Here is a 13,681-nt window from a genome sequence, read left to right as displayed (position 1 = left end):
GGCGCACCGGCAGGGCCATGAGGATGAACCTCGGGGCGCTCGACTCATACCCAGGTATGACCTGTGATTGTGCTGGCAGGTGCCTGGGGGGAGAGTCAGGGAGGGGCCCCGCCGCCCAGGCCGACCGTCGAGGCCCGCGGACACGCCGCTACGACGTCGGCGTAGCGGCGTGTCCGCGGGCCTCGACGAGGGGTGGGGCAGGGGGGAGGGGCTGAGGCAGGGGCTGGAGTGGAGCGGGAGCGAGGGGACGGAACGGCGGGTCAGAACTGCACGAGGCCCGCGCGGTGGGCGATGAGCACGGCCTGCACGCGGTCGCGGGCGCCGAGCTTGGCCAGCACCCGGCCCACGTGCGTCTTCACCGTGGCCTCGGAGAGCACGAGCTCGGCGGCGATCTCCAGATTCGCGGCGCCCTGCGCCATGAGCACCAGCACCTCGCGCTCGCGGGGGGTGAGGGACTCCACGGCGGCCTGCTCGTGCTCGCACTCGGCGGTGCGGGCGTGGTCCGAGCGCAGGCGCGGCGCCATGTGGGCCATGAGCCGCCGCGTCGTGGAGGGGGCGATCACGGCGTCGCCGCGGTGCACCGTGCGGATCGCGGCGAGCAGCTCCTCCGGCGGCGCGTCCTTGAGCAGGAACCCGCTGGCCCCGGCCTCGATCGCGTCGAACGCGTACTCGTCCAGGTCGAAGGTGGTCAGCACCACGACGCGCGGGGCGTCCGGGCGCTGCAGCAGCGTCCGGGTGGCCTCGATGCCGTCCATCTCCGGCATGCGCACGTCCATCAGCACGACGTCGGCGCCCGCCACGGACACCGACGCCACCGCCTCGCGCCCGCTGCCCGCCTCCGCCACGACCGTCAGGTCCGGCTGCGAGTCCACGAGCATGGCCAGCCCGGAGCGGATCAGTGCCTGGTCGTCCACCAGGGCCACGCGGACGGGGACGGTCTCCTCAGAGCTCATGGGGTCATCCTCTCAAGTCGGGCGGGGTGAGCGGGCGAGACGGGGGCGGCCACCCCTCACACCGCCGAGTACGGCAGGTGGGCGGACACGCGGTACCCGGCCCCGACGCGCGGCCCCGTCTCGAGCGTCCCGCCGAACAGGGCCGTCCGCTCGGCGGCCCCCCGCAGACCCTGGCCGCTGCCCCGGGTGGCGGGGTCGGCGGCGGCGCCGCAGCCGTCGTCGTCGATCTGCAGGTCCAGGCCGTGCGCCGTCCAGGCGAGCGTGACGAAGGCGTCCGCGTCCGGCCCGCCGTGGCGCAGCGTGTTGGTGAGCGCCTCCTGCACGATCCGGTACGCCGCCAGCTCCCCACCCGCCGGCAGCGTGCGGCGGGGTGTGCCGGTCTCCAGCAGGGACACCTCGAGCCCGGACAGGCGCATCGTCTCCACGAGGGCGGGCAGGTCCGCGAGTCGCGGCTGGGGCCGGCGGCCCGGGGGCAGGCGGGTGCCGCGGCCGTCGGGGGAGGCGACGACGTCGGCGGCGGGTCGCCGGGCGTCGTCGTCGGTCACGCCGGGCACCCCGGCCACGGTCTCGCCGGTCTCGCGGAGCACGCCGAGCAGCTGGCGCATGTCCGCGAGCGCGGAACGGCCGGTCTGGCCGATGGTCTCGAGCGCGGTGACCGCGAGCGCGGGCTTGGCGGCGGCGGCGTACCGGGCGCCGTCGGCCTGGGAGATGATCACCTGCAGGGAGTGGGCGACGATGTCGTGCATCTCCCGGGCGATGTGGCTGCGCTCGTCGGCGGCGGCGAGCTCGCGCTCCTGCCGGGACTGCACCTCGAGGCGGTGGGCGCGGTCCTCGAGGGCGCGCACGGTGAGGCGGCGGTTGCGCACGACGTCGCCGAACGCCCACGCGGTGAGCACCATGAGCCCGCAGCCGATCGCCATGATGACCATGGCCAGCGGCTCCGCGGGGGAGCGGACGGTGAGGCCGTCGGGGGTGACGAACTGCGCCGGGAACAGCCACACCTTCACCCCGTTGGCCACGCCGCCGACCAGCCCCAGGAGGAGCCCGGCCACGGAGACGCTCCGGGGCGCGTTCGCAGCGAGGTTGTAGACGGTGAGCGGCACCATCAGCAGGGACAGGCTGAACTCGGGCCCGGCGAGCAGGTGCAGGACGGCCGCGGCCGTCACGACGGCGGCCGAGGCCACCGGGCGCACCCGACGCACGGCCCACGGCAGGACCATGCCGGCCCCGGCCAGGAGGGAGACGGCCGTCTGCCGGCCCTGGGGGTCCGGGGCGACCATCGGCCCGAGCGCGATCCACGGGAGCGCCACGAGTACGGTGAACAGGGCTGCGGCGGCCATCACGTCCGTGCGCACGGGGTGCAGGCGCGTCCACTGGTCGAGGCGGCGCAGGGGGTTCACGCGGGCCAGCCTAGGCCGCAGGCGGAGGGGCCGGCGTCAGCCCGCGGGATGATCCGGGGCGGTCCTCAGGGCGTGAGGGAGGCGAGGACGTCGGCGGCCGGCGCCTCACGGACCCGGTGCGCCTCGGTGCCGGCCCACAGGTGGACGCGTTCGAGGTCGCCGACGGCCGCGGCGGCGGCGCGCAGCCCCTTCGTCAGGACGTTGACCTCGGGGTACGCGGCGGGGGCGTCCGGGTGCTCCGCCATGAACGCGGTGGCCAGCGACCGCGCCCACCGCCCCGTGTAGGCGCGGGTCAGGGCGGTGCGGGCCCGGCCGTCGTCGGCGGAGAAGCGTGTCCCGGCCGCACACGCCGCGACGGCGGCCCGGTGCGCCGCCGAGGTGCCCGCCTCCGGGGTGAGGAGGAACGCGGTGCCGGCCGCGACGGCGTCCGCGCCGGCGGTGAGCAGGGCGCGCACGTCCTCGGCGGTGCCCACGCCGCCGGCGGCCACCACGGGCATGGCGCTCGCGGCCCCCGTCCCGACGACGTCGCGCACCGCCGCCAGCACCGTCGGCATCTCGGCGCGGGTCGGCTCCGCGGCCGGGTCCGACGTGCCCCGGTGCCCGCCGGCGCGGTGGCCCTGCACCACGAGGAACGCGGCCCCGTGGTCGAGGGCGGCCCGCGCCTCGGTCGCGTCCGTCACGGTGGCTCCGGCCGGGATACCCGCGGCGGCGAGCCGGGCGAACACGTCGGCGGCCGGCAGGCCGAACGTGAAGGAGACCAGCGGCCACGCCTGCTCCTCGGCGGCGGTGAGCAGGGCGTCGAAGTCGGCCCGTTCGGCGTCCGGGTCCGGGACGACGTCCGCGGCGGTGGGCAGGCCGGCGGCGCCGTCGGCCGTCAGGCCCGCCCGGTACGCGGCGACGGCCGCCGTCCGCGCCGACCGTGCCGCCTCCGTGCGCGCCGCGTCCGGGATGGCCGTGTTCACCGCGTCCGGCACGAACAGGTTCACGCCCCAGCGGTCCGGCCCCTCCGCGCCCAGCAGCGCGCGCAGCGCGTCCACCTGCGCGCGCATCTGCGCGGCCGTCCGCATGCCGCCGGCGAGAAACCCGCCGCCGCCTGCGCCGACGACGGCGGCCACCAGCTCCGGGGTCGAGGGGCCGCCGGCCATCGGGGCCACCGCCACGGGCACGGGCGGGATCAGGCGGGCGCGGGTGACGTCGTCGGGGTGGGATGGCTGCGTCATGACCCCCAGAGTAAAGGGGAGGGGTGTCGGCCCCACCCCGCGCCTACAGTGGGGCGCAGTACACGAGGAGAGGGGGTGCGCCGTGGAGGTGCTGCTCGCGCTCTCACCCATCCTGCTCACCCTCGTGCTGCTGCTCACCCGGCTGCCCGCGTGGGTGGCCCCGGCCGCCGGGACGGCCGTGGCCGTGCTGCTGGCCCTCACGGCCTTCGGCGTGGCCCCGGGCGACCTGGGCGGCGCGATCGGCGCCGGCGTGCCCACGCTGCTCGAGATCCTGGCGATCATCGCTGGCGGTATCACCCTGTCCCGCGTCATGGAGTACTCGGGCGGGCACGCGCGCCTGGCCGCGTGGCTGTCGGCGGGCAACGGCCCCACGATCGCGACCGCGCTGCTCATGGTGCACGGCGTCATCCCGTTCCTCGAGACCGTGACCGGGTTCGGCGTCTCCCTGATCGTGGGTGTGCCGCTGCTGCTGGGTCTGGGCTACACGGCGTTCCGGTCCGCGCTGATCTCCGTCCTCGCGCTCACCATCGGCCCGTGGGGGTCCATGGCGCCGGGCACGCTCATGGGCGCCCGCCTGTTCGGCCTGGACTTCCGGGAGATCGGGGTCACCGCCGCGGTGTTCAACCTGCCGGCCTGCCTGGTGGCGGGCGTGGCCACGGTGCTGCTGCTGCGCGGGGCGCGCGGCATGCGAGTCGACGTCGGCCCGGCCCGGACACTGCCCTGGCTCGGCGTCGCCGTGCTCTCCGGGGTCGCCCAGTGGGCGCTGATCCTGGGGGCGAACCTCGTGGTCGGCACCGCGCCGGCGGGCGCCGTCGCCACGTTCGTGCTCACCGTGGCCTGGCTGCTCGTGATCCGCGGCGGCCGGCTGCTGCCCGGGCCGGGGCGGGACGTGGTGCCGTACCTGACGCTCATGGCCGGCACCGTGCTGGGCACCACCGTGAAGGGCGCGTTCGGGCTCGAGGGGGCGGCGGCCCTCGTGGGGACGCCGGCGCTGTGGGCGTTCGTGGCGGTGGGCGTGGGCGTGCAGCTGCTCCACCTCGACGCCGCCGCCCGCCGCCGCGTCCCCCGCGAGGCCGGGAAGCTGTGGGTGGGCACCGCCATCCCCAACGCGCTCTACGTGGCGTTCGGGCTCATCCTCTCCGCCGGCGGGGTCTCGCAGGCGCTCGCGGGCGCGCTCAGCGGGATGGGGGAGTCCTACCTGGTGGCGATGCCGTTCCTCGGTGCGTTCGCAGGCTTCATCACGGCCTCGAACACCGGGGCCATGGCCCTGATCGGCCCCCTGCAGATGGACACAGGCGCCGCCCTGGGCGTCCCCCCGCCCTGGTCCAACGGCCTGCACAACGCGGCCGCGGGCTGGGGCATCGTCGCCGGGCCCGCTCGCATCCAGGTGGCCCACGGCATGGCCGCGGGGGCGCAGTCGCCGCAGATGCCCGGCTGGGCCGTGACGCGGCGGAACCTGTTCGTGGTGCTGCTGCCGGCCATGCTCGCCGGGATCCTCGGCATGGCCGTGATGGGCTGGTTCCTGCTGCCGCGGTGACGCGCGGGGGGTGGAGCGGGGCCCGGGTGGGGCGGCCCGGTTCCGTGGGCGGAAGCGGCAGGCCAGAGCGTTCCGTGGGCAGAAGTGCCCTCTCTTCTGCCCACGGAGGCGACGGGGTTGTGGGTTCTGCCCACGGAGGCGATGGGGTTGTGGGTTCTGCCCACGGAGGCGATGGGGTTGTGGGTTCTGCCCACGGAGGCGCCGGGACTGCGGTGGCCGGCCGGGCGCGGGAGCCGGCCCGGTCCGCCCCGAGGCGGGGGCCGACGTCGACCTTCGGTGGACGCGCGGCGGCCTGTGCGCCTCCTAGGCTGGGCGCCATGATCCGAGTAGTCGTGGCCGACGACCAGGCGTTGATGCGCACCGCCCTCGAGCACTTCGTGGCCCAGGCCGAGGACCTCGAGGTGGTCGGCTCCGCCGAGGACGGGGTCCAGGCCCTCGAGGCGGCCCGCACGCTGGCCCCCGACGTCGTGCTGATGGACATGCAGATGCCCCGCATGGACGGCGTCGAGGCCACCGCGCGCATCTCCGCCGAGGCCCCCGGCGTGCGCGTCCTGGCGATCACCACCTTCTCCTCCGAGCAGTACCTCGTGCCCGCCCTGCGCGCCGGCGCCGCCGGCTACCTCGTGAAGGACGCCCCGCCGGCCGAGGTGGTGGACGCCATCCGCCGCGTCCATGCCGGGGACGCCGTGTTCTCCGCCCGCGTGGCCGCGGACCTGGTGGAGGCCGTCACCGCGGCCCCCGAGCACACCGCCCCCTGCCCGGCCGAGCCCCTCGCCCCGCACGAGCGCCTCACCGAGCGCGAGCTGGACGTGGTCCGCGAGCTCGCCAAGGGCGCCTCCAACGCGGAGATCGCCGGCGCCCTGTTCCTCGCGGAGGCCACGGTGAAGTCCCACATCGGCAAGGTCCTGGACAAGTGGCAGGTCCGTGACCGCGTGCAGATCCTCATCCGCGCCGCCCGCGCGGGCCTCGTGGACATCGGATGAGCATCGCGGCGCCCGCCCCGGCTCGGACGACGACGGCGACGTCGCCCCCGCCTGCCGAGTCTCCCCTGGGCTCCCGCCTGCCGGCGATCCTGCGCACGGAACCCGTCTCCCGGCACACGCGGATCGTCCTCTACGTGATCGTCGGGCTCATGGTGCTGGGGGAGATCCTCACCCTGATGCTGGGGCCCACGGTGGCCGCCGGGCTGAGCGCCGACCCCGAACTCGCGGGCATCCTCGAGGAGGACGGCGGGCTGACGGGTGAGGGGCGGGAGCCGCTCCTGCGCTGGGTCCTGTTCCTGGCGAGCGTGCTGGTCACGCTGCTGTTCGGGTGGCAGCCCACCCTCGCGGCGGTGTTCGTGCTGCTCGGGTGCACGTTCGGTCTGGTGGGCCTCGTGGAGGCGGACCACGCGCACCTCACCCCGCAGGCGTTCAGTGGCGGGGTCGTCCTGGGCGCGGCCATGGTGACGCGGTACTCGCACCGGGTGTTCGTCTGGTTCGCCCTGGGCGCCCTCATCCTGCTCACCGTCGCGGGCGAGGTCCTCACCGACGGCACGTGGGCGGACGAGGACTGCCTCAAGGGCGTCATGGTCATCACGCTCATCGTCGCGCTGTGCGTGGCGGTGCCGGCCTTCATGATCCGCCGATCCCGGCATCGGGCCCGGGACCGCGAGGCGGCCCTGCGCCGGGCCGAGGAGGCCGCCGCCTGCGCCGCGGAGGCCGAGCGGCAGCGGATCGCGGCGGAGCTGCACGACGTCGTCGCGCACGGGCTCACCGTGATCTCGATGCAGGCCGCCATGCTGCCCACCCAGAGGGACCCGGACAAACGGGCCGCCGCGGAGAAGGCCATCGAGGAGGCCGCCCGGCAGTCCCTCGTGGACCTGCGCCGCATGCTCACCGCGCTGCGCGGCTCCTCCCGCAACGCGCAGACGGCGGAGGGGGACGCCGTCGTGGACCTGCCGGCCCGCCTCGACGAGTTCGAGGCCCAGCTGCACGCGGCCGGGTTCGCGGTCGAGCGCTCGCTGACCGAGCTGGACGAGCTGCCGCGCTCCCTGGAGCTGACCGTGCTGCGTGTGGTGCAGGAGTCGGTGACGAACATCCTCAAGCACGCCCCGCGCCGCGGCACGGTGCGCCTGACCTCGCAGCTCGAGGGCGCGGACCGCCTCGTGCTGTGCATCGCCAGCCCCATGGACGAGGGCGAGCCCCGCCGCGACCGCGTGGTGGTCGCGATGGCCAGCGGCTTCGGCCTGGCCGGCATGCGCGAGCGCGTGGCCGTGTTCGGCGGCACCCTCACGGCCGGCCCGCTGGGCGGCTGCTGGGTGGTCCGCGCCGAGCTGCCGCTGCGCTGAGCCGGGGCGGCAGCCGCGTCCTCCCGCGTCCTCCCGCGTCCGGGGGCGAAAGTGGGCGGTATCCGCGCGGGATACCGCCCACTTTCGCCCCCAAAGGGACGGGGTGGGGTGGCCGACGACGGCGGCCCTCAGCCCAGCGGGACCGTCAGCTTCTCGCCGGGGGACAGGGTGTGCTCGCGGCCGGCGATGATCATCGGCACGTCGTGCCACATGCCCTCGCCCGCGGACACCGTCACCTCCCGCTGGGTCATGTGGATGACCACGGGCTGCTGGCGGAACCGGATGGTGAACCGGGCGCCGGGCAGCTGGGCGGGCATGCGGGGGTGCAGCCGGACGACGTCGTCGCGCGTCTCGAGGCCCGCGTAGCAGCGGATCACCGTGTCCACGGTGCCCGCCATCAGGCCCAGGTGGATGCCCTCCTTGGTGGTGCCGCCCTGCGTGTCCGAGAGGTCCGACTCGAGGGCCTCCGTGAACAGGTCCCACGACCGGTCCGGGTCCGTGCGGGCCGCCACCCACGCGTGCACCAGACGGGAGAGCGTGGAGCCGTGCGTCGAGCGGGCCTCGTAGTACGTGACCATCCGCTCGAACGCCTCCTGCGGCAGCTCGTAGCCCATGCGGCGCAGGATCCGGTCCAGCTCCTCGGCGGAGAACAGGTAGCCGAGCATGAGGGTGTCGGCCTGCTTGGAGAGCTTGTACCGGTTGGTGGCGTCGCCCTCGGCCTGCAGGATCAGGTCCATGCGGCCGATGTTCCCGTACTTGGCGCGGTAGGCCTCCCAGTCGAACTCGAGCAGGTCCTGGTAGCCCTCGAACTGGGCGAGGATGCCGGCCTCCTCGCCCTCCTCGAAGAACGGCACGGTCAGGCGGGTGCTGACCTCCTCCCAGCGCTCGATCTCCTCCTCGGAGATCTCCATGAGCTCGGGCAGGCCGTCGTCGATCGTGTCCAGCCAGCGGACCAGGCGGGCGGTCTCCGCGAGCACCCACGAGGTCAGCACGTTCGTGTACGCGTTGTTGCGCAGGCCGGAGCCGGGGGTCTCGGGATAGCCGTCGTGGAACTCGTCCGGGCCCATGACGCCGTGGATCTCGTAGCGGTCCGTGACGGCGTTGTGCAGGGTCATGGACATGAAGAACCGGGAGATCTCCACGAGCATCTCCGCGCCGTAGTCCGAGATGAAGGACGTGTCCTTCGTGATCTCGATGTACCGCAGCACCGAGTAGGCGATGTCCAGGGAGACGTGCCGCTGGTTGTGGGAGTTGTCCGGCATCCACATGCGCGAGCGCGGGTTCCACAGCTCGGTGGGCGTCTCCTCGGAGCCGTCCGCGCCGGACTGCCACGGGTACATGGCGCCGGCCCAGCCCGCGGCCTGGGCGTTGGCGCGGGCCTCGTTGAGACGCCGGTAGCGGTACATCAGCAGGCCCCGGGTGATCTCGGGGCGGCGCAGCGTGAGCATCGGGTAGACGTAGATCTCGTCCCAGAAGATGTGGCCGCGGTAGCCCTCGCCGTGCAGGCCGCGTGCCCCCACGGAGGCGTCCAGGTCCCGGCGGCGGCCGTAGGCCGTCTGGAGCACGTGGAACGTGTGCAGGTTCAGGGCGAGCTGCTGGCGCAGCGACGCGCCGTCCTTGCCCATCGGGACCGCGGACCCCACCGGGGCCGAGTGGCCGGCGTCGACGACGGGCGGCGCGTATTCGCCGCCGGCCTCCGCCGCCGTGGAGCGGCGCTGATGCCGGTACGGCTCGGCCAGGTCGATGCGCACGGAGAACCGGTCCCAGTTGGTGCCCCAGCGCTGCTCGTGCAGGGTCAGCAGGTTGCGGAAGTTCTGGGCGCGCTGGACGTCCTTCACCGCCGACTCCCACACGGAGGCGTTGGCGTGGTCGTGGCTCGTGGCGACGGCGGCGATCTTCTCCAGCACGAGCGGCACGCCCTCGTCCACGTGGAGGAGGATGTCCTGGCCGACCACCAGGTCCGAGCCGTCCACGGGGCGGCGGATGGGCTCGTGGTGGCCCACCGGCGCCACCTGGCGGGTGCGGGTGGCCACGGCCACGTGGATGCCGGACTGGTTGGTGGCGGTCTCGAGCAGGACGGTCTCGCCGTCGATCTCCCGGGCCTGGACCGGCTCGAGGTGCTGGTTGGCGAGGGTGCGGTCGTCGGAGACGTTGAGGTTGGCCACGCGGCCCTCGATCTTCGAGCGCACCGTGAGGTCCCCGGACCAGTTCTCCGCCACCACGGTCAGCTCGATCGCGGCGAGGTGCCGGTTGGCCAGCGAGGTGAACTGCCGGGTGTGGAGCGTGGTGCGCCGGCCCTGCTCGTCCTCGAAGGTCATGGTGCGGGAGAGCACGCCGCGGCGCAGGTCCATCTCCTGGCCGTACTCCACGAGGTTCTCCTCGCCGGGCAGCAGCGGGCGGCCGTGGCGCGGGGTCACCACGAGCGGGGTCCAGTCCTGGATGTTGACCATGTGCTCGGTCTCCACGACCCGGCCCTGGACCATCGAGGTCAGCCGGTTGAACACCCCGGCCATGTAGGTGCCGGGGTAGTGGACGGAGGAGATGCGCGTGCCGGGCACGGCGCCGCGGGTGCCCCAGTACCCGTTGGCCAGGGTGCACAGCACCTCGCGCGTGCCCTCGGAGGCCGGGTCGAAGCGGTCCCAGCGCAGCACCCACGCGGGGTCGAACGGGGTGGTGGTGCGGTCCTCCAGATGCAGGGTCCCGTAGTCCTGGACCACCAGGTGGGCGCCGGCCGCCTTGAGTCGGCCCTTGCCGAGCTCGGGTTCGCGGTCCACGCCGATCACGAGGCCGAAGCGGCCGTCCGAGGCGGCCTTCACACCGGAGACGGCGTCCTCGAGGACCATCGCGTCCGCGACGTCGACGCCCAGCTCGCGGGCGGCCTCCCAGAACATCGCCGGGTCCGGCTTGCCCGGCAGCCCGCGCTCGACGGCGGTGTTCCCGTCCACGATCACGGGGAAGAAGTCCAGCACGCCGCCGGCCGTGAGCACGGCGCGGGAGTTCTTGGAGCTGGTGACCAGTGCGACCGGCACACCCTTGGCCCGCAGCCGCTCGAGGAGGTCCTGGGCCTCCGGGAACACGCGGACGCCGTCGCGCTCGAGGACCTGCTCGAAGTAGCCCTGCTTGCGCTCGGCGAGGGCGAGGACGGTCAGCTCCGGGGCGGCGTCCGCCTCGGGGGCGTCGGCCTCCGGCACCCTCAGGCCGCGGGAGGCGAAGAACGTGCGGACCCCGTCCTCGCGGGGGCGCCCGTCCACGTGGTGCAGGTAGTCGGCGGCGGCGTCGAAGGGACGCAGCACGTCCGGGTCCGCGGCGACGACGGCGGCGTTGGCGGGCAGCGCGCCCACGGCGGGCAGCGCCCCGTCGAAGAGCTCCTTCCACGCCTGCGCGTGCACGCCGGCGGTGTCCGTGATGACCCCGTCCATGTCGAAGATGACGGCGCGGTAGCGGCGGAGCCGGTGACGGCGGGCGTTCAGGTCCTGCGGAGCGGCGGGGGTGAGCGTCTGCGACATGGGAACCAGCCTACGGGCGGGGAAGTGGGGCCGCACGGGGAGTGCCGCGGCGATGGTCACCGCAGCGAGCGCGCCGTCGTTCCGGCCGACCGCACCGCAGCGACATCACAGCGGTTCTCAGCTGCGGTGATGTCGCTGCGGCGCGGTGGGTTCCGGGAATAGGGTCGTGCCGACGGGGCGGACGTGTGCCCCCGCGCGCCGGAAGCGTGGCCCGGGAACGAGCAGGACACACTCGGCGGAGATGGCCGGGGGGCGAAGGGCTCATGAACTGGATGATGAGCAAGTGATGGATGCTAAGCCGACGCGGTTGCGGAAGAAGGCGACGCGGGAGGAGATCCTGGCGAGTCTGCCGGTGCAGGCGCGGGTGCGTCCGGCGCGGTGGTTGCTCCTGTGGCTGATCGTCGTGGTGTGCATCGCGGTGTTCGTGTGGGTGATCTTCCGGCCGCCGGAGGATGTCTCGGCCGGGTTCGGGGTGTGGCGTGTGGCGTCGTTCATCGGGTTGGCGCTGGCGTTGGCGGTGCTTCCCGCCGCGACGATGGGTCTGTTCCGGCCTCGGCATGTCACGTTCGATGAGCGACGGGTGTGGACGCGGGACTGGTCCGTGGACTGGGCGGACGTGAAGGAAGTCCGTGCTGTGGCGCCAGAGTCGGAGCACACGATGAAGGTGGCGCTCAAGGTGGACGAGCGGCTGTGGAACGAGGGTGGTCTGCGCAAGGCCAACCGGTGGGACTCGGGACGGCCGTTGCAGGGTGGCGGGTTGACCCGTGCGCAACCGCTCGTGCTCACGCAACCCGCGCTCGCGCCATCGGCTCTGACGCTGCTGCAGGTCTTCGTCGAGTTGAAGAAGCGGAACCGTCGGGCGGGGAGCCCGCGGTGACGCGCCCCGGCTTCCGTCACCGCCGGGTCAGCAGCGTGAGCACCTCCGCGTGCCGGGTCTGGGGGAACATGTCGAACACCTGCACCCGCGCCACCCGATAGCTCGGCATCCGGGCCAGGTCCTGCGCGAGCGTCGCCGGGTTGCAGCTGGAGTACAGGACGGTGGGCACACCCGAGTCCTCCAGCGCGTCGGCCAGCTCGGCGCCGATGCCCCGCCGGGGCGGATTCACGACGACGGCGTCCGGGCGGGGCCGCCGTTTCTTGGACGAAAGCGCCTCCGGAGCCCGCCGTTTCTCGAACGAAAGCGCGGAGGTGGCGTCGCCGGCGGAGAAGCGCGCCCGGTCGGCCAGGCCGAGCTCCGCGGCCGTCTCCCGGGCCGCGGCCACCGCCTCGGCGGAGGACTCCATGCCCCACACGTCGCGCACGCCGGCCCGGGCCAGGTGGAACGCGAACCCGCCCACCCCGCAGTACAGGTCCCACGCCGACGCCGGCACACCGCCCTCGGCGACCCACGCCGCCGCCGTCGCGTACAGCCCCTCGGTCACCGCGGTGTTCGTCTGGAAGAACCCCTGCGGGCGCAGCCGCAGGCCGATCCCGTTCAGTTCCATCCGCAGGGTCGGCCCGCCGGCGAGCACGATCTCCTCGTCGCCCTCGGGCAGGGCCACGTGCTCGGGCAGCAGGTTCGCGCTCACCACGGCGGCGGGTGTCCCGCGCGCCGCGAGGTCATCCAGCAGCCCCGGCACCGCCGCGCGCAGCGCGTCCAGCCGGTCGGCGGAGCGCAGCACGAACCGGACCATCGCCTCCCGGTCGGGGGAGAGCGTCACGATCACGTTCTTCAGCTCGCCCGTGCGGGCGGCGACGTCGTAGGGCTCCAGCCCGGCCGCCGTCACCGCCGCCGCGCACGCCTCGAACACGCCCTCCATGCCGGCCTCGTACAGGCCGCAGTCGCGCAGGTCCACGCCGGCGCCGTCGTGATGGCGGGGGTGCTGCCGCGGGTCCAGGATGCCCAGCCGCGGCGCCGCCGCCGACCCCGTGACCACGAGCTTCGCCTTGTTCCGGAACCCGGCCTCCGCGGAGGCGAACGGCTCGGCCACGACCGTGTCCGCATCGAGCGCGTCCGCCAGCGCGGCCAGGACCGCGGCCTGCTTGTCCGCGAGCTGCCGGGCGTACGGCACGCCCATCAGCGGGCAGGAACGGCACTCGCCGACATCGAAGTGGGGGCACTGCACGGGCGTCGCCTCAGCCCTCGAGGCTGACCCGCAGGCCGGGCCGGTCCAGGCGGATCGCGAGCTGCTCGAGGGCCAGCTCGGCGGCCGCGGCCAGGTCCGCGTCCACGTCCATCACCATGCCGGTGAGCACGGGCAGGGCGGACTCGAGGTCCTCGGGGCGGGCGAGGGCACCCAGTGCGGACGCGGCCGACGCGCGGACCTCCGGGTCCGGGTCGGCACAGCCGGCCCGCACCGCGTCCACGAGGGTGCGGTCGACGGCGGCATCGCGGCGCAGCGAGCCGGCGCGGGAGGCGAGCACGAGGTGGGCCGCCGAGCGGACGTCCGCCTCGGGGGCGGTGAGCGCCCCGGTCAGGGCGGGCAGCGCGCTGCGGTGCCACGCGTGCATCAGGGCCAGGGCGCCGGTCGCGGCGGGGCTGAGGTCGCCGTCGTCGCCGGTGAGGGCGCGGGCGGCGCCCGAGGTGACGTCATCGGGAGTGGCCGCGCCGGTCATCAGGCGCACCGCCAGCCCGGCGACGGCGGCCTCCCCGCGCTCGGCGACGGCGGCCTCGGTGCGGCGGCGCAGGCGGTCGTGCGGAGTCTGGGGCTCCGCGGGCAGGGGGAGACGGTCGAAGGCGGTCATGGGTCCATTGTC

At 74.5% G+C, this 13,681-nt stretch carries 10 protein-coding genes; 4 read left to right on the top strand and 6 right to left on the bottom strand.

Annotated elements, in window-relative coordinates:
* Window positions 1-260: 260 nt before the first annotated feature.
* The 3 genes from DE149_RS07440 to DE149_RS07430 all read right to left on the bottom strand — a co-directional run bounded on the left by DE149_RS07440 (window position 261) and on the right by DE149_RS07430 (window position 3,573).
* Window positions 261-953: a response regulator transcription factor gene (locus tag DE149_RS07440; protein ID WP_113914249.1), complete on the bottom strand. Its 693-nt coding sequence runs from the start codon at window positions 951-953 to the stop codon at window positions 261-263.
* 56 nt (window positions 954-1,009) lie between these two features.
* The gene (locus DE149_RS07435; RefSeq protein ID WP_069941556.1) at window positions 1,010-2,353 is read right to left on the bottom strand and encodes a sensor histidine kinase; all 1,344 of its coding nucleotides are present in this window, start codon (window positions 2,351-2,353) and stop codon (window positions 1,010-1,012) included.
* A gap of 65 nt (window positions 2,354-2,418) precedes the next feature.
* A complete protein-coding gene (locus DE149_RS07430) occupies window positions 2,419-3,573 on the bottom strand; it encodes a nitronate monooxygenase (protein WP_069941557.1) in 1,155 nt (384 codons plus the stop codon).
* Window positions 3,574-3,655: 82 nt separating this feature from the next.
* Here DE149_RS07430 and DE149_RS07425 point away from each other — a divergent pair, with 82 nt between their 5' ends.
* The 3 genes from DE149_RS07425 (at window position 3,656) to DE149_RS07415 (ending at window position 7,439) form a co-directional block, all read left to right on the top strand.
* Window positions 3,656-5,110 carry an L-lactate permease gene (locus DE149_RS07425; protein WP_036339358.1) on the top strand — a complete coding sequence of 485 codons (1,455 nt, stop codon included), beginning with the start codon at window positions 3,656-3,658 and terminating at the stop codon, window positions 5,108-5,110.
* Between the two features lie 317 nt (window positions 5,111-5,427).
* Window positions 5,428-6,093 (top strand): response regulator transcription factor, encoded by a 666-nt coding sequence (locus tag DE149_RS07420; RefSeq protein ID WP_036316202.1) that lies wholly within the window; start codon window positions 5,428-5,430, stop codon window positions 6,091-6,093.
* Window positions 6,090-7,439 (top strand): sensor histidine kinase, encoded by a 1,350-nt coding sequence (locus tag DE149_RS07415; RefSeq protein ID WP_113914248.1) that lies wholly within the window; start codon window positions 6,090-6,092, stop codon window positions 7,437-7,439. The genes DE149_RS07420 and DE149_RS07415 overlap by 4 nt, the downstream gene beginning before the upstream one ends.
* A 128-nt stretch (window positions 7,440-7,567) precedes the next feature.
* On the opposite strand, the gene DE149_RS07410 is transcribed toward DE149_RS07415, so the two are convergent.
* A complete protein-coding gene (locus DE149_RS07410; RefSeq protein WP_113914247.1) occupies window positions 7,568-10,945 on the bottom strand; it encodes a beta-phosphoglucomutase family hydrolase in 3,378 nt (1,125 codons plus the stop codon).
* Between the two features lie 286 nt (window positions 10,946-11,231).
* Here DE149_RS07410 and DE149_RS07405 point away from each other — a divergent pair, with 286 nt between their 5' ends.
* Window positions 11,232-11,822: a hypothetical protein gene (locus tag DE149_RS07405; protein WP_036316210.1), complete on the top strand. Its 591-nt coding sequence runs from the start codon at window positions 11,232-11,234 to the stop codon at window positions 11,820-11,822.
* A gap of 16 nt (window positions 11,823-11,838) precedes the next feature.
* On the opposite strand, the gene rlmC is transcribed toward DE149_RS07405, so the two are convergent.
* Together rlmC and DE149_RS07395 are read right to left on the bottom strand one after the other, a co-directional pair.
* Window positions 11,839-13,050: a 23S rRNA (uracil(747)-C(5))-methyltransferase RlmC gene (gene rlmC / locus DE149_RS07400; RefSeq protein ID WP_036384552.1), complete on the bottom strand. Its 1,212-nt coding sequence runs from the start codon at window positions 13,048-13,050 to the stop codon at window positions 11,839-11,841.
* A 10-nt stretch (window positions 13,051-13,060) separates the two neighbouring features.
* Window positions 13,061-13,669: a HEAT repeat domain-containing protein gene (locus DE149_RS07395; RefSeq protein ID WP_020628173.1), complete on the bottom strand. Its 609-nt coding sequence runs from the start codon at window positions 13,667-13,669 to the stop codon at window positions 13,061-13,063.
* Window positions 13,670-13,681: the final 12 nt, after the last annotated feature.

Origin of the sequence: Micrococcus sp. KT16, from assembly GCF_003315015.1 — a bacterium.
In the GTDB taxonomy this organism is placed as follows: Bacteria; Actinomycetota; Actinomycetes; order Actinomycetales; family Micrococcaceae; genus Micrococcus; species Micrococcus luteus.
Note: the sequence above shows the minus strand (reverse complement) of the source record. Positions and strands in the feature narration are given on the sequence as shown.

Excerpts from the sequence above, each read along its gene's own strand:
- DE149_RS07440 (WP_113914249.1), bottom strand. The coding sequence starts at position 953 with ATGAGCTCTGAGGAGACCGTCCCCGTCCGCGTGGCCCTGGTGGACGAC.
- DE149_RS07430 (WP_069941557.1), bottom strand. The coding sequence starts at position 3,573 with ATGACGCAGCCATCCCACCCCGACGACGTCACCCGCGCCCGCCTGATC.
- DE149_RS07420 (WP_036316202.1), top strand. The coding sequence starts at position 5,428 with ATGATCCGAGTAGTCGTGGCCGACGACCAGGCGTTGATGCGCACCGCC.
- DE149_RS07415 (WP_113914248.1), top strand. The coding sequence starts at position 6,090 with ATGAGCATCGCGGCGCCCGCCCCGGCTCGGACGACGACGGCGACGTCG.
- DE149_RS07410 (WP_113914247.1), bottom strand. The coding sequence starts at position 10,945 with ATGTCGCAGACGCTCACCCCCGCCGCTCCGCAGGACCTGAACGCCCGC.
- DE149_RS07405 (WP_036316210.1), top strand. The coding sequence starts at position 11,232 with ATGGATGCTAAGCCGACGCGGTTGCGGAAGAAGGCGACGCGGGAGGAG.
- DE149_RS07395 (WP_020628173.1), bottom strand. The coding sequence starts at position 13,669 with ATGACCGCCTTCGACCGTCTCCCCCTGCCCGCGGAGCCCCAGACTCCG.